The sequence below is a fragment of the Actinobaculum massiliense genome, from assembly GCF_001457435.1.
GTDB classification, from domain to species: domain Bacteria; phylum Actinomycetota; class Actinomycetes; order Actinomycetales; family Actinomycetaceae; genus Actinobaculum; species Actinobaculum massiliense.
Window position 1 is genome coordinate 1175069 of sequence record NZ_LN881717.1, and the last position, 17614, is coordinate 1192682.

Genomic DNA, 17614 nt, shown 5'->3' on the forward strand with positions numbered 1-17614 from the left:
CTAGCATAGATCCGTGCCTCTTTCTCTGCGCGATCTGCTTGATAACCCGCCCGACTTGCCTGTTGCCAAGGTGCTCTGCCAGGTGCGGGAAGATCTGGAGGCGGCCGACGGCCTCGCAGTTATTCAGGCTCCGCCCGGCACCGGCAAAACCACCCTTATCCCGCCGCTGGTGGCGCAGTGGATTGCGGATCGCGGCGCTCGCGATGCGGCCACGGGAGCCCCCAGTAGCGTGATAGTCACGCAGCCGCGCCGGGTTGCGGCGCGCGCCGCCGCGCGTCGAATCGCGAATTTGCTCGGCGAGCCGGTGGGAGAGACGGTCGGCTTCTCGGTGCGCGGAGAAACGAAGCGCTCGGCGCGCACCCGAATAGAAATGGTGACCCCCGGCGTGCTTGTGCGCCGTTTACAGGCAAACCCCGAGTTGCCCGGGGTGAGCGCGATAATTTTGGATGAAATCCACGAGCGCCACCTCGATTCCGACCTGGCATTGGCCTTCGCGGCGGACGTTCGCGGGGCACTCCGCCCTGATTTGGCGCTGATTGCGATGTCCGCAACCGTCGAAGCGCAGGCAACCGCCCGGGTGCTGAGCGAAACCGGCGGCGCAGCGCGAATTGTGAGTATCCCGGGCGAGATTTTTCCGCTCGATATTCATTTTGCGGCGCCGCCAAGCGGATGCGAGCCGTTAGGCGCGGTCGGTCGCGAATCCATTGGCGTGCGGCGCGAGTTTCTGGGGCACGTCACCCGAACCGTGGCGCGCGCCCTACGCGAAACGAGCGGAAACATCCTGGTTTTCTTACCGGGTGTTCGGGAGGTCGACGCCGTTGCCACGCAGTTGCGAAGTCTCGATGTCGCAGATGATCTCGGCATTTTTCGGTTGCACGGCTCCCTGCCCGCGCGCGAACAGGACGCGGCGCTGGCGGATCCATATTCTGCAGCCGCGAGTAGCGGTGAGGTTTCGCGCATCCAGCGCCGGGTCATTGTTTCGACGGCGATCGCGGAATCATCGCTGACCGTGCCAGGGGTGTCAGTCGTCGTCGACGCCGGACTTTCCCGCGAGCCGCGTACCGACTACAGTAACGGAATCTCAGGATTGGTGACCGTTCTGGAATCTCAAGCGGCAGGAATTCAGCGTGCGGGACGCGCGGGCCGGCTGGGTCCCGGAACCGTATACCGGACGATGAGCGAAGCCACCTGGGCGCGTCTGGCGTCGCAGTCGGAACCGGAGATCAATACCGCGGATTTAACGGATTTTCTTCTCCAGCTGGCTGTTTGGGGCACACCGCGAGGCGAAGGCTTACCGCTTTTGGACCCGCCACCGAGCGGCGCAATCGAAAGCGGAGAACGCACTTTGCGTGGCCTGGAGCTCATCCACCCGGATGGAAGCGCAAAGCCCGAGGCCTCGATCTACGCGCGCTTTCCGATGGATCCGCGGCTTGCTCGCGGCATGCTACGGGGCGTCGGAGTGGCGGGTGAAGCCGGAGCAGCCCGCATTGGGGCCGCGCTCGCCGACGATCCGCGTGTTGCCGGCGCCGATTTCACCACCTGGCGCCGAGCGGTTTCTCCCGCCGGGTCCCAGCAGGCGAAGCGTTTGCAGGGTGCGCTCCGTGAAGCGATAGAAGACCTCGGTGCTCAAGACGCATCGAGGCCAGACGCGGTTGGCGGTGCTTCTTCGCTCACGCAACCGGCTGTGTTGGCCGCCGTTATTGCTCCTGCATTCCCGGACAGGCTCGCCAGAATCCGTCCGAGCTCGGACCCGGCTCACCCCAGCCTGCGTTATTTGCTCACCTGCGGAGCGGGCGCAACGCTTCCGGAAAACTCACCACTGATTGGTGAAGAATGGCTCGCTATTTCCTCATTGACCTCTCCAGCTGGCCGCGCCGACGCGATGATTCGCGCCGCCGTTCCCATCTCGGGTGCTGATGCGATTGCCGCCGGTGAGGCGATGCTAGAAACCCGCTCCGACATCGTTTTCGAACGCAACAGATTGCGCGGCTCCGAAACCGAATACCTGGGTGCAATTGAGCTTTCCACTCGTCCGCTGAAACAAATCCCCGAGCAGGCGGCGCGCGAATGGATCGCCCGCGCCGTCGCAGACGGTTCCCTCCCGATCGAATTCAGCGAAGATTCCGAGGTTTTGCGTCAGCGATTGGCTTTCCTCCACGAGGTGATGGGTGAACCGTGGCCGGATGTTTCGCGTTCCGCATTAGCGGCGCGTCTGGAGGAATTGGCCGGTCCCGAACTTTCCGCGCTTTCTCGAGGTGGCACATTCCGCTCGCTCACAGCAGAGCAGCTAAAAAGGATCTTCCCCTGGCCCGAGGCCGCTAAAATCGACGAGCTCGCTCCGACGTCGATCACCATTCCTACTGGAGAACGCCGTCGTATCGACTATTCGCGTCCGCTCCCGACCGTGCGCCTGCGCGTGCAGGAGGCATTTGGGTGGAAATCGACGCCGAGAATTGCGGGCGGAAAAGTGCCGATCACCCTGGAACTGCTCTCACCCGCGCAACGCCCGGTCGCCATCACCGACGATCTCGCGAGTTTTTGGGCGGGCGCCTACGCCGACGTACGCGCGGAAATGCGAGGGCGATATCCGAAGCATCCGTGGCCTGACGACGGCGCCAATGCCCTACCGACTAATAGGATAAAAAGGCGTAGGTAACGCAGTATTCGCAGGCAGCGGTCGGCGGGCTCGGGTTGCGCCCTCAGTACCCAAATGTGAGCGTGGGGGTTTGCACCTCGTCCTCGAACTCATCTCGCAAGGCCTGCGCTCCGGCGGCGAAATGCTGTAGGCGCTCGTGTAGCTGGGCTCCAGTGATCGATCCGAGCGGTAGCGCAATTCGCAATACGAGGAGTGAATCGAGCATAACTAAGTCGCCGTCGAGCAGATTCGCCGTCGCCGCGAAAATTCTTCGGAGAACTTTTTCGGTGGGGGCGTCCACAATTGGCGCGGAAAAGTAGGCGATGTCGCCCAGCGAGGGCACCGGCGCATAGGAACAAATGACCGTTTGCGCCTTGTCATCCGATTTCCACGCGACTCTAAAGGTATAGTTCTGGTTCGCCACGTCGCGTTTCGCGCTGTAATCGGCTATGAGGACCTCATAAAGATCGGAACTATCGCGAATCGATTTTTCCGCGAAATCTGAGGGGAGCGCAGGAGCGGCAGAGGCACGCGCGGTCTTCTTGCGATTTTTCCCGAACATATTAGTTCCTACCTTCCATAATGTCGCGAGCTTCGCTTGCGATGAGGCGCGCCGCCTTCCCGATCCAAGTGGGATCGGCGGGTAGATGCGCGGAAAAGTGGACGTGCGGAAGATTGCCGAGGAGGCGGATTCCTCCTAGCGGGAGGTCTTCCGCCGCTCGGACTACGCGGATCAGATCCGGACCTTTCGGGTCGATCCCGAGCCGTTCGAGCAGCGCCTCTTCGCCCGTCGCGTCGGAGAGAGTGATGTTAGAAGTCGCGGAATTAGGGCCGGAGGCAGCGGAGGTACTATCCACGTCGGGCTCTTGCCCGCTTCGTCCTTGCATAACGCGAGAAAAAACCGGGGCGGCCAGGTGCACCACTTCTCCGCCGTCGCGCATAGAGGAAGATCCGCGCCACGCCGTCACGGGGACGTCACTGATACGGAACCGGAGCGCGCCGTCATCACCCGCGGTAGCGCCAAAATCCTGCTCGAACATTGCGGCAACCTCGGCCCATTCGCCGGCATCGGAAATATTTTCACTGCTCATGTCAGTTCTCCTCGTCTTCCGAAGATTCCGCGTTTTCGCCTTCCCCGCCGGAAAGCCCTTCGCCAAAAAGGTCCAGTTCTGCCTGGGCGCGCGAGGCCACACGCAAAGCGCTGAGCGCGAGCGAGGTTTCCTGTTCCAGAACCAGGCGCTGTGTTAGACCAGCGAGCTCAAGGGAATGCACGTAGGCAATTTCGCCGCCCGCGCTCACCACGCCGCCCAGCCCCTCGTTTGCCGCGGCCTCCGCGGTCAATCGGAGGAGGCGCGGAGTGGACTCGCCAATCGTGGTGGAAAGATACGCGGAATCTTCGCCGGAAGGGAGAACGTTGCGCGTGACGGAAAGCGGGATGTGCTGGCCGTTGACCACCACCATCATTTCAAATCCGAACTGAAGCTCCTGCGCGTCGCCCTCCTGATTGGCGATGAGGTCATTCCAAGAAATCACGCGATGATCGGGGTCGTCGAGCCCGTCAATATCCGTTTCGCTGGCCTGATCGTTTGCGAAGTCATCGCGCGGCGCCGGGGTTGGACCCATCTGCCCGAAAGTTTGGTCCGTACTCGCGGTTTCGGCGTTATAGGTACCCGCTGCGTTGAAGTTTCCGCCGTCGGCGGCTTCGTCGGGGAAAAGGTCGTCTGGAAGAAGGTCGCTGTGAGCGTTCGCTCGCTCCACGTTTTCCGCCGACGCCGCAATTGCATCGCCGCCAAAGTTTTCCTCTTTCGTTGGTGGCCGATTGTCTAGGCCGCGCACGAAAATCGCCTTCGCGTCGATACCGGCGATAATCGCAAATTTGACCATCGAGGAAAAACGCGAGAAAGAGAGGTCGGCGGCGCGCAGAGCCACGTGGAGATAGGCATCGGTGCCGCGAACCCGGATCGCGCCGAAGGCGAAGGTTTCCCCAACCCAGCCCGAAAGGCCAGCTAGATCCACTAAATCCGCCGTTCCTACGCGGAACCAAATCCCGAAGCAGATCTTTCCGAGCCGATCGCGAGCGGGGCTGACCTCGACGACGTCGACCACCGGTCCAATTGCAATGCGCAGTAACATGCGGCGGGCGGTGACTTCGGGACGTAACTGCGTGCGGCAAGCCGTGACGAGTTTTTCCCAGGAATCGACGATGTATGCCGGCGAATCGGGGCCAGCAGGCATCGCGTCGAGCTTCGCCTCCTTGGCGATTGCGTCGATTTCTGCGGCGAGAGCTTCGAAATCAGGATCTTCAGACATGTCATCAACCCTACCTTCGAGCCCGCCGCCCTCCGCGATCATTCTGCGTTTCTTTTCTTTCATTCTCGCCCGGCGCGAAGGCCAGGTTTTTCTCGCCCGGCGCGCTCCGAAATCTGATGCAAATTAAAAGTTAGGAAGGCCGTATTGATTTGTTCGGGTAGCCGAAATATGCTCGCAACATGCTCAAACAAACTCGTAGATTTTCGCGTGCCGCCGCCATTTTGGCGGCGCTTATGCTGATAGTGGCAGGATGTTCACCACGTTCGGTGAGTCATTCTGCAAACGCAAACAATGATGATCGACCCCTAGTTCTGACCTCTTTCACCGTTATTGCGGATATGGCCAAGAACGTAGGCGGTGATTTGGTACGGGTGGAGTCGATTACGGTTCCCGGCGCGGAGATTCACGATTTTCAGCCTTCCCCGGAGGATATTAAGCGTGGCGAAGGCGCGGATTTGATCCTCTACAACGGTCTCGGTCTGGAGCGCTGGTTCGAAAAGTATGTCGAGAATTCTTCGGCAAAAGTCGCGGTGTTATCGGACGGCATTGAGGCGATGCCGATCGCGGCGGGCGACTACGCGGGTGCACCGAATCCGCACGCTTGGATGAGCCCAGCCAACGGCAAGATTTACGTGGATAATATCGTCCGCGCACTCTCAGATCTCGATCCCGATAATTCCGCCACTTATGAGAAGAATGGTGCCGCGTACAAGGAAAAGCTGGACGAGATCAGCACCGAGATGAACCAGCAGCTTTCCGCGCTCCCCGAGTCTCAGCGGGCGCTCGTCACCTGCGAAGGTGCCTTTAGCTACTTGACGCGCGATCAAGGAATGCAAGAACGCTACCTGTGGGCGGTCAACGCGGAGGGCGCGCAAAGCCCGCGTGCCAAAGCGGAGCTGGAGAACTTTGTGCGCGAGTCCGGCGTGAAGTCGCTGTTCTGTGAAACTACGGTAGATGACAAGATGGCGTCCGTTTCGGAGGACACCGGCGTCCCGGTAGCCGGCCTGCTCTACGTGGATTCGTTGTCCGACGCCGATGGTCCCGTTCCCACTTACCTCGATCTCTTGCGGTACGACGCCGATCTCATTACCTCGGGCCTGCGCGGCGAAAGCTCCGCCGGACAGGCGGGCAAGGAGCCCTCCGCGCCGCCCTCCGAACATTCCGCGGATTCTTCTGCAGGCTCGGCCCACGCCGATAATTCCGCGGATTCTTCTTCCGACGGAACCACCCCCGATAATTCCGAGCAAAAGGACGGTACCAATGGGTAAAGCAGCGCTTACCGCACTCGACGTCAAAGACCTCGGGGCTAGCTACGGGCGCCTCAAGGTCCTCCACGATGTCAACTTCTCTCTGCAAGCCGGAAAAATCTGCGGACTCGTCGGGATGAACGGCTCGGGAAAGTCAACGCTCATGAAGTCGATTATGGGCGCCGTGCGGGCCTCGGGCGAGATCCGCGTGTACGGGCGGGAATCCAGTGCCGCCCGCAATGAGAGTTTGGTTGGTTACGTACCGCAGAACGAGGGAGTGGACTGGGCCTTCCCCATTTCTGTTCGCGATGTGGTGATGATGGGCCGCTACGGACATATGGGCCCGCTTCGCCGCGCCAAAGCTGAGGACCACGCCGCCGTCGACTCCGCCCTGAAAACAGTAGAAATGTCGAAATTTGCTGACCGGCAAATTGGCTCGCTTTCGGGTGGGCAAAGAAAACGCGTATTTATCGCCAGGGCGATTGCGCAGGGTGCGCGCCTGCTGCTCCTCGACGAGCCATTCGCGGGGGTCGATAAGCCCTCTGAGCTGGTGATTACCAAGCTCCTGAAGGATCTTGCCTCCACCGGCATCGCCGTTTTCGTGGCCACGCATGATCTTTACGAGCTTCCGAACCTGTGTGATGAGGCCTTGCTCCTCTACCGCACGGTTATTTTCCACGGCGAGGTGAGCCAGGCGGTGCGGCCAGAAAACCTTGGCCCCGCTTTCGGCATGACGCCCGACCAGGCCCGCGAATGGCGCGAGCACCGGCTCTCCGCGCTTCCCGGCGCCACAACTCCCTCCCCGCAAACCACTTCAGGAGCGAACAATGCTTGATTTCTATATGTTATTTGCCGAGATGTGGGAGCACCCGTTCATGGTGCGCGGCGCCGTCGTCACCCTGGTGGCCGCGGCAGTATGTGCCGTCATCTCCTGCTGGCTCATTCTGATCGGCTGGTCGCTGATGGGTGACGCGCTGAGCCACGCGATTTTGCCGGGCGTTGTGGTGGCCTATATGGTCAACATCCCGTTCTCCGCGGGTGCCCTGGTGGCCGCTATTCTCGCGGTCCTCCTTATATTTATGCTCCGCGGAACCTCGCGCGTAAAAGAGGACGCATCGATGGGCGCGGTCTTCACCGCGATGTTTGCGCTGGGCCTGATCCTCATCAAACTCAACCCTTCAAACGTGGACCTCAACCACGTCATCTTCGGCGACCTGCTCGGCATCACCAACGCGGATATGATCCAGGTGCTGGTGCTGGCGCCAATCGCGCTGGCGATTTTGCTCCTCAAGCGCCGCGACATTACCGCTTACGCTTTCGACCGCACCCACCTGCGCGCGATGGGAATTTCCACCCGACTTATCGGCGCGCTTTTGCTGGTTTCCCTGGCGTTGACGGTGGTGACGGCCATGCAGGCGGTGGGCGCGATTCTGATCATTGCGCTGGTCATCGTTCCGGGCGCGACCGCTTACCTCATTAGCTCGCGCATCCAGCGCATGTTGTGGATTGCGCCGCTTTTCGCGTGCCTGTGCGCACTCGCCGGAATCTACATTTCCTACTGGTTCGACCTGCCCTCTGGCGCCGCCGTCGTCACCACGCAGGGCGCCGCGTTCCTGGTGGTGTGGGCGCTTTCGCCGCACGGTTTGCGCGGTCACCTTGCCGGGCCCGCGGTGGTTTCCGACGACGCCGTCGCTCCGGCAAATGACACGCGGGCGCAGGAGCTAGCCTCCGCCTAATGCGCGGGTGACACGGCCTAATGCGCCGGGCTGGCCTCCGCCAAAACGAGCGAAACCTGCGAGTTAACTAGCTAGCGGGCAATATTTGAGAGAGCTTTGGGCGAAGCTGCGGTCTACGAGTAATAGTGGAAGTCGCGGCTTCGCTCAAAGCTCTCTTCGTCAAGCTGAGTGGTCCACAGGTCGTGCTCGGTCCGCATAAATCCTTGAAGCGCCCGGCCGGTTTTATCGAACCATTTGACGGCTTCGATTTTTGCGCCGCCCACGTTGTAGGCGGCGTCGAGCGCGGGAGCAAGGTCGGTGTCATGAGAGGCGAGAACTACGATGTCGTATTCTCCCGACCGGGCGAGCCGCACCAGGCTAAGCGCGCACAGAACATCAATACCCTTCTCGTGCCGGCTCTCTCGAATCGGCACATTGACGCCGTTTTCCAGGCCCCAGCGATATCGCAGTGGGCGTGAGGTGACGCGCACAACCGGGTCGCCAGGGGTGTCTTGCCAGTAGTCGTGTTGCTTGCTGTCGAGATGATATGCGAAGGGGTCATCGTCCTCGCGCGGGATCCCGCGATAAACGTCTACGAACTGTGCGTTGACGTGATACTTCGAGTAGTAGGTGTGTTCGGCCAGCGACGCGTTTTTCACTCTCGCGATCTCACGGGCCAGCAGATAGGGATCAATCAGCGCCTCACCCACTGGTTTTCCGGGCAGGAAGATCTTCGCGGCAGTTATCTGCATATTTTGGTAGTCGACGACGACCGCCATTTTTTGCTCAACCGTTTCTTGCGGATCGTCGCTTTGCAAAGGAACACTCCTGACGCTAGCCCGGCCATTCGCGATTGCGGAAGCAATCCGGAGCCTCGCCACTTGAGGACCCGCGGGTAAAAATTGGATTCTGAAACAATGGTAAACGCCGGTAAGTGGTCTGGCTACGTCCCCGGCGATAATTCCGCGTGTTCTTCCTGCGGTGCCGAGCCGAGGTTGGCATGAAAAAACTCCCCACCGGGGAAATCCATCCGAGGGGGAGTTTGGCGCGCCCGAAGGGATTCGAACCCCCGGCCTTCTGATCCGTAGTCAGACGCTCTATCCACTGAGCTACGGGCGCATCCGTTCCTAAATTGGAACGCGTACGAGTATAGCCCGGGAATCGCTTTCCCCCAAATCGATTTTGGTGTTTGGGTGTCACATCACAACTAGAATGTGGATATGACGGATTTTGAGGCAGAGACATCGATCGAAAACATCGAATTTAAGCTAGCTCGCTGGCAGGAGTGGCGGTTGCGCCGCGAGCGTGAGCTGGCCGATCCACACGGCTGGCTCTCCTTGGTCTCCTTCCAATGGCTCACCTCCGAACCGGTGTCCGTAAGCGGTTTTCCGGGGGATTTTTGGGAGGCGGAGGATGGCGCACACGCGCGTTTTTCTCCCGACGACGCCGTCACGCAATCCGGGCAGCCCGTCACTGAGGTTCGCATCGGCACCGCAGAAGATGGCTCGGACTTCAGCTTGCGTGCGGGCGACGTGATTGCAGAAGTTGGAATGCGCGGAGGCCGGTACATGGTGCGGGTGCGTGATCCGCGTTCGGAAACCTTGGCGAATTTTTCTGGTGTTCCGGTATTCCCTTATAGGGCGAGCAACGTCGTCGTCGGAAAATTCCGCGCTTACAACGAACCGCGTGAGGTCGAGATTTCGACCGCGCGCGAAGGCCTCAGCGGGCGGGCCCGGCTGGTGGGGGAAGTGTCGTTCGAGTACGACGGCGCCGCGGTGACTCTGGCCGTGCAGGGCGACGCGGATGAGCAGCTGACGGTGCTGTTCCACGACGAGACGAACGGTCAGGAAACCGACGCCTGGCGTTTTGTTTCATTCCCGGGTCCCGGCGCGAATCACCGCGAGTCCGCGGGGCAGTTCGTGGCGGCGCGGGCCGGTGATGTGCAGATTGATTTCAATCGGGCGCTCAATTTCCCCATGGCGTTCAGCGACTTCGCGACTTGTCCGGCGCCGCCGGCGGGGAATTCGATTCCCGCGCGCGTGGAGGCGGGGGAGAAGAAGGCACGCTAGGCGAGTCCGGCGAACTGGGCGCCGCGGCGGCTCACAACAGCTTTCCCAAACGGGAAGCAGGTGACCGGGATGAGCTTGACGTTCGCGACTGCGAGGGGAATCCCGATAATGGTGAGCAGCATATAGACCACGTGCACGCTGTCCGCGTGGAGGCGCTGCACCAACTCGATCTCGCTCAATCTCACCGAGCAATCATAAAACCCGGTACCGACAAGATTTCGCGCGAGGCAAGTCGCCCCGGTCTAAACCCGTTGACGGGCTATAAGTCCCCTGCGTCGTCGATTGTTCCCGCCTGCTGCACTTCGAGCAGCTCAAGGACCGTAAACCGGCGATGCTTACGCGAATTCGTCGGCGTTACCTCTTCGAGCCGCACACGCAAACAATCACCGGTCCTAAACCCGACCCCACGTTGAGATACTGATGCGAGGAACGTTTTGTCGGCGAAAGTCGCGTTAAACGATTCGGGCACTCGGTCCTTGGCCGTGCGGAAGTGGCGGGTAAACCTCCACGGGCCCCCATCAAAAGCAAGCCGATCCACCTCAAGGAAAGCTTCCTCAACCGCGGCGTGTTCTCCATCCTCGGGCAGGGCCCGGAAAGACGTGAAGTCTTCCCTGGTGAGAACCTCGCTCGCCTCTCACCTGCTCGCCTGCTCGCGGCTCGTCACGGAGGAGAGTTCGACGCGGTCCACGCCGTCGCTCGCGGCCGGCTCGATAACCTTTTGTGCCCCGTCTTGGAAGCTTAGGTTAATGAACGTGTTGATGATGGTGGTGGGGATGATGAGTTGTTGGGACTGCTGTAGCTTTGGTTGACAGTTTTCCTTCTGTTTTTAGGCCGTGAGTAATGCGGCTGGTTCCATGATTGTTTCGTAGATTGTTTCGTATTCGACGGGTGTCAATTTCCCCAGTGCCCTGTGCCTGCGTCTGCGGTGGTAGGTCCGTTCGATCCAGTGAGTGAGAGCTACTGACAGTTCGCGCCGCTGAGCCGTGGGGCGGGGTGACGTGGCTTGAGGACTTGCGGGAATCAACGGTGAAGCCGCCATCATGGTGGGACGATACGGCTCGCCGGAAAACACTCATCGGGCATCCGGGAGGAAGGCCTGGCAGATGGAATGGGGTCATGGTTACGGGCAGAACGTGCCGGGTAAGACCGAGTTTCCTGAACGGTGGACGGAAGAAGATATTGACCTCGTCCTAGCCGAAACTTGGGAGAACCCAACCGCAGTACGATACGACGGCGATCGGAGGACTGTTAGGCGAGTCATTGACGGTGTACTCGTTGAAGTTTCTGTGTTTGATTCTGCCATCGGTGCAAGCGGATTTGAATTTCGCAACTATCATGCGGTAGGTGGCCGCGGCGTGTTCTGCTAATCACCGTAGCGGAAAGCGTTCGCAACAGCGGATTCCCCAACTAACAGACGAATGGGAGGTGATGGGGAATGAATCTTGATGAGATCGAAGATTTCTATGTTAACGCAGTATTTCCTCGTCTCCCGGAGGTCTCTCAAAGCTTCATTCGATCTGATGAAGATCTAGATGACTTCGAAATGATGATTGATGACTATCTCCAGTTCTCTCTCATTCACGGCGTGGAACTTCCTGACGAGATTCTCGATGCGACCGAAACCGAGGTTCGTTCCGCTTGGGACCCGGAGCTTTACGAACGCACCCTTGGCTGGATCGCTAAGCATCGGGAAAAGAATCAGGCGGCCGTAGCCTGAAGTAAAAGTAGCTTTTTTATTGTGCTAAGACGGAGCCTCCATTACTTTTTAGCGGATTGAGCCGTATAGAAATTTTTACCCTGCCGTGATTGGCGGGGTTTTGTTTTGCCCACCTGCTGCACAGTAGGTGGGTTTTGCTATATGCCCGCACGGGAAGGAAACAAAAAATAATGATGGTTGACGACCATAACGTTGATGAAACGCCAGCAGGTCAGGGGCAAGAAACCGGGTCGAGTCCTGCACAGGAACCGGACTGGAAAGCAATGGCCCGCAAGTGGGAAGACCGAGCTAAAGCGAACAAGGCCCAGGTGGTCGAACTACAAGCCAAGCTCGGCGAGCTGGAAAACACGTCCAGCGACCTCGATAAGGCGCTAGCGCGGATTAGCAAGCTTGAGGAACACAACCATGTTCTTGAACACGCCCAGCTTGTTAGCGAGGTTGCGTCCGCAAAACAGGTCGATGCAGGCCTGTTGACGGGGACAACCCGCGAAGAGTTGGAAACCCAAGCAGAAAAGCTTCTCGCGTGGCGTGACCAGCCCTCCAGGATGGCTGCTGCTCCAGCGCTTGGACATCAACCAACTAGTAATGCACAGGTCACGCCGGCCACACAGCTGGTGCGTGACATTTTCAATAAGGAGTAATCATGGCAGTAGTAAACAGCCAGTCCCTCACAGCGGTCCTTCCTGAACAGTTCGCGGGAAAGATCATTGAAAAGGCGAAGCCCACGTCAACGGTGGCTCGTGATCGCTTCTCGCTAAGCGTGGTGAGCATGGTTGCGATTTTCTCCGGGGTCACGTCGGCGAGGGGTGTTGCGGGGCCGAGGAGCGGCAGGACGTGTGTTTTCCAGTTGGAAATGTAGGTGCGTTCGGTGTCGGGCGAGTATCGGCCTTCTTTGACGCCTTTTTCGATGAGCGCAAACCACTGGTCTGCCCATAGGACGAGAGTGACGTGGGTGGCTTTGGCGGCTGGTTTGGTGGGGTCTTCCCAGGTGCCGTTGAGGATGGCGGCGTGGATTTTGGCGAGGTCGTTGCGGACGCCTGTTTTCGTGGGGTGTGTGGGCGTGTAGTACTCGCGGCCGTTTTTCCTGTAGCGGCCGCAGTAGTTTTTGCCGCGGGTGAGAACGGTCCCGAAAATGGATTTAGCCACGCGTACCCCTTTGCGACTTTTTACCCCTTTGGTTTTGCCCCCTAAGTACCCCTACGAAACCATAACCGGGCATACTTGAGATAGTTAGCGATAGTCGGGAGGGGCGGCTAAACCCCGACTGTTCCCAAGCGCCGCAACACAAAACCGCATGAAAAAGTCGCTCCCGGAATTCCGAGAGCGACTTAGCGCGGAGACGGAGGGATTCGAACCCTCGAGCCGCGATTGCGACTACTTCCTTAGCAGGGAAGCGGTTTCGGCCTCTCACCCACGTCTCCGGCACCTGGCTTTGTATGCTAGGCCTTTCGAGTTTACAGGTTTTTGAGGGTGTGATGCTATTGAAAAGCGGTGAGGCAGAGCACGAAACTCCCCATTCGAAGATTCCGCCGGATTCGCACGGGATAATTCCGCCAGACTTGCAACCGAAGATTCCGAGCTTTTTGTCGGGCACCTCGAGGCTGGACGACTCGCGTCAGAGACCAACCGCGGATCTGCCCAAACGCGGCTTCGAGGAGCCAATCGCGCAGGAGGTCCCTGAAAGCGAAGCGGTATCCGTGCCGCCCAGTCTGGCCGCTTGGATCCGTGCACAGAGAGGCGAAATTATCGCGGATCTATCGGGTGAGCTGTGCGAGTGCTTCGTCTTGCGGATTCGCACCGAGGCGAGCGGCGACGTCGTCGCGAAGATTCCGGGAAAGTTTCGCTATCCGGTCGAGCGGGAACTTCGCGCGCGACCTTATCTGGAAGGCCTTATCAACGAGAGGCTCGCGCCGCGCGAAGTTTTCGCGGATTCATCGCAGGCGGTGATTGTCTACGACTTTGTGCCGGGCGAGGCAGCGAGTAAGGCTACGGCGCACCTATCCGCCGAGAAGATTCCGCGAATTTTTCGCCAGGCCGGATACGCGCTCGCGAGATTGCATCAGGCGGCCACGCGTCCGAGCAATGGATACGAGAAAGCACAGGTGTGCCGAACCCTCGCGCGCATCGCCGAGATCGAAGATTCCGCGTTTTCTACCCTCCGTCGCGAACATTCCGAGCTTTTGTCGCAAGCCCGCGAGGAGCTCGGCGCATACCAGCCACGCGATCTTCCCTTGGTTCCCAGTCACGGCGATTATCGGGCGGATAACTGGATTGTCGGCGAGGGCGGGGAGTTGCGAGTGATCGACTTCGGCCGCTTCGGTTTCCGCCCGGCATTAGCTGACTTTATGCCACTCGCACGCTCCGAGTGGCCAAAGAACTCCCTGCTCAGGGACGTATTTTTAGAGGGTTACGCGAGTGGTGGTGCTGGCCATGGCACAATTGGCGGAATTATCGCTGAGGGCCGCGGCGGCTGGTGGAGGGTGTCCAATATCTGCGATGTTCTAGGGAATCTGTGGTTCGAGGTTCGCGGAGCCAGCGCGCGGCTACAAGCCGAAGACTCCGATAAAAGAACCGCGGAAAGATCGAGCGAAGCCACCAGGCAAGCCCACCCGCACGCGCAAGCCGATCTGCAGTTAGACGCGCAAGCCGAGCTACAGGCCGGATTTACCGCACTCGCCCGAGCGCTAGGATTTTAGAAAACCCGCCGCCGAGGAAGGACACCATGCCGGACGTCTCGCAAAAAATTCGCGGAATTATCGATCGCCGGGGGCTGCCCGAGGTGGGGCCGGAGCTTATGATCCTCCTGGATCTCGACGGCACGGTCCTCCCGCCCGACGGCTACATTCGCCCGCGCGTGGCAGATGCAATTCACGCGCATATCCGCGCCGGTAGCCGGGTAGTGATCGCCACCGGCCGCGGGCGGGTATCTGCGCTCAACGTCGTCGAGATGTTGCGCATACGCAACGCGGTAATGATTTGCTCGAACGGCAACGAAACCGTGCTGACCGGGCGCGCGAGCATTAACGGGATCACCGGCGTTCCCTACGAGTCGTTGACCGACGACGGACGGCCCGTCACCATGCGCATCACGAACGTGTCGACGATCGACGAAGAGGACCTCGCCAATGCGCTTGTCACCATGAAGGCAGCATTTCCGCGCGCGTTCTTCGCCGTCGAGCCGGTGAGCGGCGAGCGCTACCTGGCCGACGATTTCCCCACCGGGATCCTCCATCCCCAGCGCGGAGAGTACGTAGAATTCGCGGATTTATTCGTCGATGACTGCGTGCGCCTCATTATGGTCCAGCCTGGCTTGCCCGCCACCGAGCTGCAGCGGCGCCTCGAGCCGCTCAACTTGCCCGGAATTGAGTGGGCGGCGTCGTCGTCTTCGAATTCCGGGTGGGTCGACGCCGGACGAGCGGGCGTGACAAAAGCGGTGACGGCGGATCTGGTTCGCCGCGAGTTCGATATTTCCGCGAATTCGACGGTTGCGATCGGCGACGGGCATAACGACATCGGCATGATCCGGTGGGCTCACCTCGGGATTGCGATGGGTCAGGCAAATCCGTACGTCCAGCAGCAGGCCGATGCCACAACCGATTCGGTCTGGGATGACGGACTGGCCACCGTGCTTGAGGCATTGCTGGATCGATAGTTCCGCGCAACTTTCGCGGAACTATCGGAACTGCCGAAAACGCGGAATTATCGAAACAGCGGAATTATCGAAACCGCGGAACTATCGAGAAGGCTGTGGGTGGTGAGGCGGGCCACCCCTTCGGAAAATTTGTCACAGCCCGGCTTCTTGCCGCTAGGATAAGTGGGCACTGGAGGGTTGTCAGAGCGGCCGAATGAGACGGTCTTGAAAACCGTTATGTGGGTAACTGCATCGGGGGTTCGAATCCCCCACCCTCCGCCATTTCTTTTAAACGGCGTGATAGCAACGATTTAGCGTACATGTTTGCGCCGATCGACTGACGAGTGACTTACCATAGGCGTATGACTCAGCTTCCCGTCTCCGCGATCCATCCGGCGGCTCAAGATCACCTGGCATTCACCGCGGTATTCTCCGCGCCCATCGACGTTGCCGCGGTGATCGACCGTCTGGCCGACAAATCCGGAGCCCCGGTTGCGTTCGGCATCTCCAGTCCGAATCCGGACGGGACAATGCGTGAAATCGACCCCGGCCGGGCAGAAAACGCGAACGGACCGCTGATTTTCCATTACGTATGCGACGGAATTACCGTCCTCATCACGCCGGTTCCACTACCTCTACAGGGCGATATGCATTTGCCCGAACACAGCTTCCACCTGCAAATCACGATGCTGACGTCCGGAAGTCACGAGCGCAGGGCGGCTGGAGCCAGAAGGTTCGCCGCCGGAGCAGGAGGCCCGGCCGACCCGAACGGTACTGCCTCAGTGCCCGCCACTAACGAAGAGGCACTGGAGTGGCGCGCGGAAATGCGTGAATTGTTCGGCGTCTACACCTCGCTCGTCAGAGCCCTAATGGCCGAAGACGCCGCGCTCGCGGTGGTGCGCCAAGAAATCGGCATCGCCTTCCCTGCCCACGTGATCACCGGTTTCGAGCTCGCCAGCCCGGTTCCCTACCTCTTGTGGATTTACGTTCCCGTGGTCGACGGCGATCTGCGCTATGGCCGGACTCGGGGTCTGCCCCTTTTCGGGCACCTCGATGTGCAAATTTCGGGATCGGCCAAATCCGCAGAACAGGTTTACGACTTGCTGGTCAACACCGCCGGTTACGTTATTGAGAATGGCGGAACCCTGATGCCGGGCCAAACTCTGGAGGCGCCCGGTGTCGGCGCTGTCGTCATCTCGCAAGCCAAAGATCCCGAGACGGGCGAAGATCTACTGGAGCTGAAGTTCTAAGCGCCCGCCGCGTCGGTACCGCGCATGTGTTAGCTCATAACCCGTTCATTTTTCGGAACTTTCGCCTCTAAACTAGAGCCGTCCGCGCGGTGGCAGAGCCGGACAGTCAGATGCACGATGCGTCAAACGCAACTCGATGCGATGTAGTGGTTTTCCGGAAAGGTATGGCATGGATATGCAGTCCACCGCGGGTCGACCGGCGTCGTCGAACACCGCCGCAAACGATCTCACGAACAGCTCCACCCCGCGCGATAAATCCGCGAATTTTTACGTGGAGGACAAGGCGACTTTCGCGCGCATTGGCGCCGCAAAACTCTACAGCTACGTGGCGGTTTTCTTCGTCTCGTTCCTGCTGATTTCCAATATCGGCGCCACGAAGCTGATTGAAATTGAGGTGGGGAACTTCCCGCTGGTTTTCGACGGCGGCGCGATTCTCTTCCCGCTGACCTACATTATGGGCGACCTCCTCTCCGAGGTCTACGGCTTCAAAATCGCCGCCCGCACCATCGTTCTCGCCTTCATTGTGCAGATCATCGCCAGTTTCTGTTTCTGGCTTGTGCAAATCGCGCCGCCCGCCGCGGATTACGCGAATCAGGAAGCCTTCGAGGCAGTGCTCGGCGTGGTGCCGCGCTTCGTGGCGGCCTCGGTGTGCGGCTTCCTCTTTGGCCAGCTCATGAACTCATACGTGCTGGTGTGGATCAAGCGTCGCTTCGGTGAAGGTCAGATGTGGGTGCGCCTCATCTCGTCCACTGTCGTCGGCGAACTGGTCGACACGATTATCTTCTGCGCGGTGGCCTGGGGCGCGGAAATCGTGGCCGGCAACCTCTCCTTCGCCACCATCCTCAACCTCACCGTCACCGGTTGGGTCTACAAAGTGCTGGTTGAAGTGGTGCTTTTGCCCATCACCTACGCGGTGGTAGGCGCTGTGAAGCGCGTGGAAGGTATTGCGTAAATTTCGTGGATTCTTCGCGGTGGAGGTTTTTTCGACGACGTCGCCGCTGGGCTCGAATCTGGAAAAGCATTGGTGAAAGTAGGGGAAA

At 59.8% G+C, this 17614-nt stretch carries 18 protein-coding genes, 3 tRNA genes and 1 pseudogene; 14 read left to right on the forward strand and 8 right to left on the reverse strand.

Annotation, left to right across the window (positions count from 1 at the left end):
* Positions 1 to 13 precede the first annotated feature (13 nt).
* On the forward strand, positions 14 to 2656 hold the full coding sequence (gene hrpB, locus BN2664_RS06935; protein ID WP_007000917.1) for an ATP-dependent helicase HrpB: 2643 nt from the start codon (positions 14 to 16) through the stop codon (positions 2654 to 2656).
* 43 nt (positions 2657 to 2699) lie between these two features.
* Here the strand turns inward: hrpB and BN2664_RS06940 are convergent, their stop codons facing one another.
* Genes BN2664_RS06940 through BN2664_RS06950 form a run of 3 tightly spaced genes read right to left on the reverse strand, consistent with a single transcriptional unit; the run spans position 2700 to position 4945 of the window.
* A complete protein-coding gene (locus BN2664_RS06940; protein WP_007000916.1) occupies positions 2700 to 3197 on the reverse strand; it encodes a hypothetical protein in 498 nt (165 codons plus the stop codon).
* Between the two features lies 1 nt (position 3198).
* Positions 3199 to 3726, reverse strand: a complete 528-nt coding sequence (locus BN2664_RS06945) for a hypothetical protein (RefSeq protein ID WP_007000915.1) — start codon at positions 3724 to 3726, stop codon at positions 3199 to 3201.
* A 1-nt stretch (position 3727) separates the two neighbouring features.
* Entirely contained in the window at positions 3728 to 4945 is a 1218-nt protein-coding gene (locus tag BN2664_RS06950) for a hypothetical protein (RefSeq protein WP_155856460.1), read from the reverse strand.
* 266 nt (positions 4946 to 5211) lie between these two features.
* On the opposite strand from BN2664_RS06950, the gene BN2664_RS06955 reads away from it, so the two are divergent.
* Genes BN2664_RS06955 through BN2664_RS06965 form a run of 3 tightly spaced genes read left to right on the forward strand, consistent with a single transcriptional unit; the run spans position 5212 to position 7928 of the window.
* Positions 5212 to 6213, forward strand: a complete 1002-nt coding sequence (locus BN2664_RS06955) for a metal ABC transporter substrate-binding protein (protein ID WP_231723455.1) — start codon at positions 5212 to 5214, stop codon at positions 6211 to 6213.
* Positions 6206 to 7027: a metal ABC transporter ATP-binding protein gene (locus BN2664_RS06960; protein WP_007000912.1), complete on the forward strand. Its 822-nt coding sequence runs from the start codon at positions 6206 to 6208 to the stop codon at positions 7025 to 7027. Before BN2664_RS06955 ends, BN2664_RS06960 begins: the two co-directional genes overlap by 8 nt.
* Positions 7020 to 7928: a metal ABC transporter permease gene (locus BN2664_RS06965; RefSeq protein WP_007000911.1), complete on the forward strand. Its 909-nt coding sequence runs from the start codon at positions 7020 to 7022 to the stop codon at positions 7926 to 7928. Before BN2664_RS06960 ends, BN2664_RS06965 begins: the two co-directional genes overlap by 8 nt.
* Before the next feature lie 113 nt (positions 7929 to 8041).
* Here the strand turns inward: BN2664_RS06965 and BN2664_RS06970 are convergent, their stop codons facing one another.
* Together BN2664_RS06970 and BN2664_RS06975 are read right to left on the reverse strand one after the other, a co-directional pair.
* A complete protein-coding gene (locus BN2664_RS06970) occupies positions 8042 to 8725 on the reverse strand; it encodes an NYN domain-containing protein (protein ID WP_007000910.1) in 684 nt (227 codons plus the stop codon).
* A 225-nt stretch (positions 8726 to 8950) separates the two neighbouring features.
* Positions 8951 to 9026 (reverse strand) — tRNA-Arg (locus BN2664_RS06975).
* A gap of 101 nt (positions 9027 to 9127) precedes the next feature.
* Here BN2664_RS06975 and BN2664_RS06980 point away from each other — a divergent pair.
* Positions 9128 to 9976 (forward strand): DUF1684 domain-containing protein, encoded by an 849-nt coding sequence (locus BN2664_RS06980; RefSeq protein ID WP_007000909.1) that lies wholly within the window; start codon positions 9128 to 9130, stop codon positions 9974 to 9976.
* On the opposite strand, the pseudogene BN2664_RS09535 reads toward BN2664_RS06980, so the two are convergent.
* Positions 9973 to 10092: pseudogene (locus tag BN2664_RS09535) on the reverse strand (hypothetical protein); the annotation flags it as partial. The gene BN2664_RS06980 and the pseudogene BN2664_RS09535 overlap by 4 nt on opposite strands.
* A gap of 374 nt (positions 10093 to 10466) precedes the next feature.
* On the opposite strand from BN2664_RS09535, the gene BN2664_RS09195 reads away from it, so the two are divergent.
* The 4 genes from BN2664_RS09195 to BN2664_RS07005 all read left to right on the forward strand — a co-directional run bounded on the left by BN2664_RS09195 (position 10467) and on the right by BN2664_RS07005 (position 12334).
* A complete protein-coding gene (locus tag BN2664_RS09195; protein WP_156407885.1) occupies positions 10467 to 10718 on the forward strand; it encodes a hypothetical protein in 252 nt (83 codons plus the stop codon).
* 298 nt (positions 10719 to 11016) lie between these two features.
* Positions 11017 to 11343 (forward strand): EndoU domain-containing protein, encoded by a 327-nt coding sequence (locus BN2664_RS06995; RefSeq protein WP_081586541.1) that lies wholly within the window; start codon positions 11017 to 11019, stop codon positions 11341 to 11343.
* 68 nt (positions 11344 to 11411) lie between these two features.
* Complete coding sequence (locus BN2664_RS07000; protein ID WP_058120663.1) at positions 11412 to 11693, forward strand: hypothetical protein; 282 nt, start codon at positions 11412 to 11414, stop codon at positions 11691 to 11693.
* A gap of 170 nt (positions 11694 to 11863) precedes the next feature.
* Positions 11864 to 12334 carry a hypothetical protein gene (locus tag BN2664_RS07005; protein ID WP_007000903.1) on the forward strand — a complete coding sequence of 157 codons (471 nt, stop codon included), beginning with the start codon at positions 11864 to 11866 and terminating at the stop codon, positions 12332 to 12334.
* Here the strand turns inward: BN2664_RS07005 and BN2664_RS07010 are convergent.
* Complete coding sequence (locus BN2664_RS07010) at positions 12321 to 12839, reverse strand: hypothetical protein (RefSeq protein ID WP_007000902.1); 519 nt, start codon at positions 12837 to 12839, stop codon at positions 12321 to 12323. The genes BN2664_RS07005 and BN2664_RS07010 overlap by 14 nt on opposite strands.
* Positions 12840 to 13027: 188 nt before the next feature.
* Positions 13028 to 13114 (reverse strand) — tRNA-Ser (locus BN2664_RS07015).
* A gap of 54 nt (positions 13115 to 13168) precedes the next feature.
* Here BN2664_RS07015 and BN2664_RS07020 point away from each other — a divergent pair.
* The 5 genes from BN2664_RS07020 to BN2664_RS07040 all read left to right on the forward strand — a co-directional run bounded on the left by BN2664_RS07020 (position 13169) and on the right by BN2664_RS07040 (position 17526).
* The gene (locus BN2664_RS07020) at positions 13169 to 14389 is read left to right on the forward strand and encodes an aminoglycoside phosphotransferase family protein (protein ID WP_007000901.1); all 1221 of its coding nucleotides are present in this window, start codon (positions 13169 to 13171) and stop codon (positions 14387 to 14389) included.
* Between the two features lie 26 nt (positions 14390 to 14415).
* Entirely contained in the window at positions 14416 to 15345 is a 930-nt protein-coding gene (locus BN2664_RS07025) for an HAD family hydrolase (protein ID WP_007000900.1), read from the forward strand.
* A gap of 171 nt (positions 15346 to 15516) precedes the next feature.
* Positions 15517 to 15606 (forward strand) — tRNA-Ser (locus tag BN2664_RS07030).
* An 80-nt stretch (positions 15607 to 15686) separates the two neighbouring features.
* Positions 15687 to 16574 (forward strand): DUF4261 domain-containing protein, encoded by an 888-nt coding sequence (locus BN2664_RS07035; RefSeq protein WP_007000899.1) that lies wholly within the window; start codon positions 15687 to 15689, stop codon positions 16572 to 16574.
* 169 nt (positions 16575 to 16743) lie between these two features.
* Positions 16744 to 17526 carry a queuosine precursor transporter gene (locus tag BN2664_RS07040; protein ID WP_007000898.1) on the forward strand — a complete coding sequence of 261 codons (783 nt, stop codon included), beginning with the start codon at positions 16744 to 16746 and terminating at the stop codon, positions 17524 to 17526.
* Positions 17527 to 17614: the final 88 nt, after the last annotated feature.

Bases quoted from the DNA above. Each gene is read 5' to 3' on its own strand.
- BN2664_RS06965 (WP_007000911.1), top strand. From the start codon at position 7,020: ATGCTTGATTTCTATATGTTATTTGCCGAGATGTGGGAGCACCCGTTC.
- BN2664_RS06980 (WP_007000909.1), top strand. From the start codon at position 9,128: ATGACGGATTTTGAGGCAGAGACATCGATCGAAAACATCGAATTTAAG.
- BN2664_RS06950 (WP_155856460.1), bottom strand. From the start codon at position 4,945: ATGTCTGAAGATCCTGATTTCGAAGCTCTCGCCGCAGAAATCGACGCA.
- BN2664_RS06960 (WP_007000912.1), top strand. From the start codon at position 6,206: ATGGGTAAAGCAGCGCTTACCGCACTCGACGTCAAAGACCTCGGGGCT.
- BN2664_RS06945 (WP_007000915.1), bottom strand. From the start codon at position 3,726: ATGAGCAGTGAAAATATTTCCGATGCCGGCGAATGGGCCGAGGTTGCC.
- BN2664_RS07035 (WP_007000899.1), top strand. From the start codon at position 15,687: ATGACTCAGCTTCCCGTCTCCGCGATCCATCCGGCGGCTCAAGATCAC.
- BN2664_RS06995 (WP_081586541.1), top strand. From the start codon at position 11,017: ATGGTGGGACGATACGGCTCGCCGGAAAACACTCATCGGGCATCCGGG.
- BN2664_RS07025 (WP_007000900.1), top strand. From the start codon at position 14,416: ATGCCGGACGTCTCGCAAAAAATTCGCGGAATTATCGATCGCCGGGGG.
- BN2664_RS07000 (WP_058120663.1), top strand. From the start codon at position 11,412: ATGAATCTTGATGAGATCGAAGATTTCTATGTTAACGCAGTATTTCCT.
- BN2664_RS07040 (WP_007000898.1), top strand. From the start codon at position 16,744: ATGGATATGCAGTCCACCGCGGGTCGACCGGCGTCGTCGAACACCGCC.
- BN2664_RS07005 (WP_007000903.1), top strand. From the start codon at position 11,864: ATGATGGTTGACGACCATAACGTTGATGAAACGCCAGCAGGTCAGGGG.
- BN2664_RS06940 (WP_007000916.1), bottom strand. From the start codon at position 3,197: ATGTTCGGGAAAAATCGCAAGAAGACCGCGCGTGCCTCTGCCGCTCCT.
- BN2664_RS07020 (WP_007000901.1), top strand. From the start codon at position 13,169: ATGCTATTGAAAAGCGGTGAGGCAGAGCACGAAACTCCCCATTCGAAG.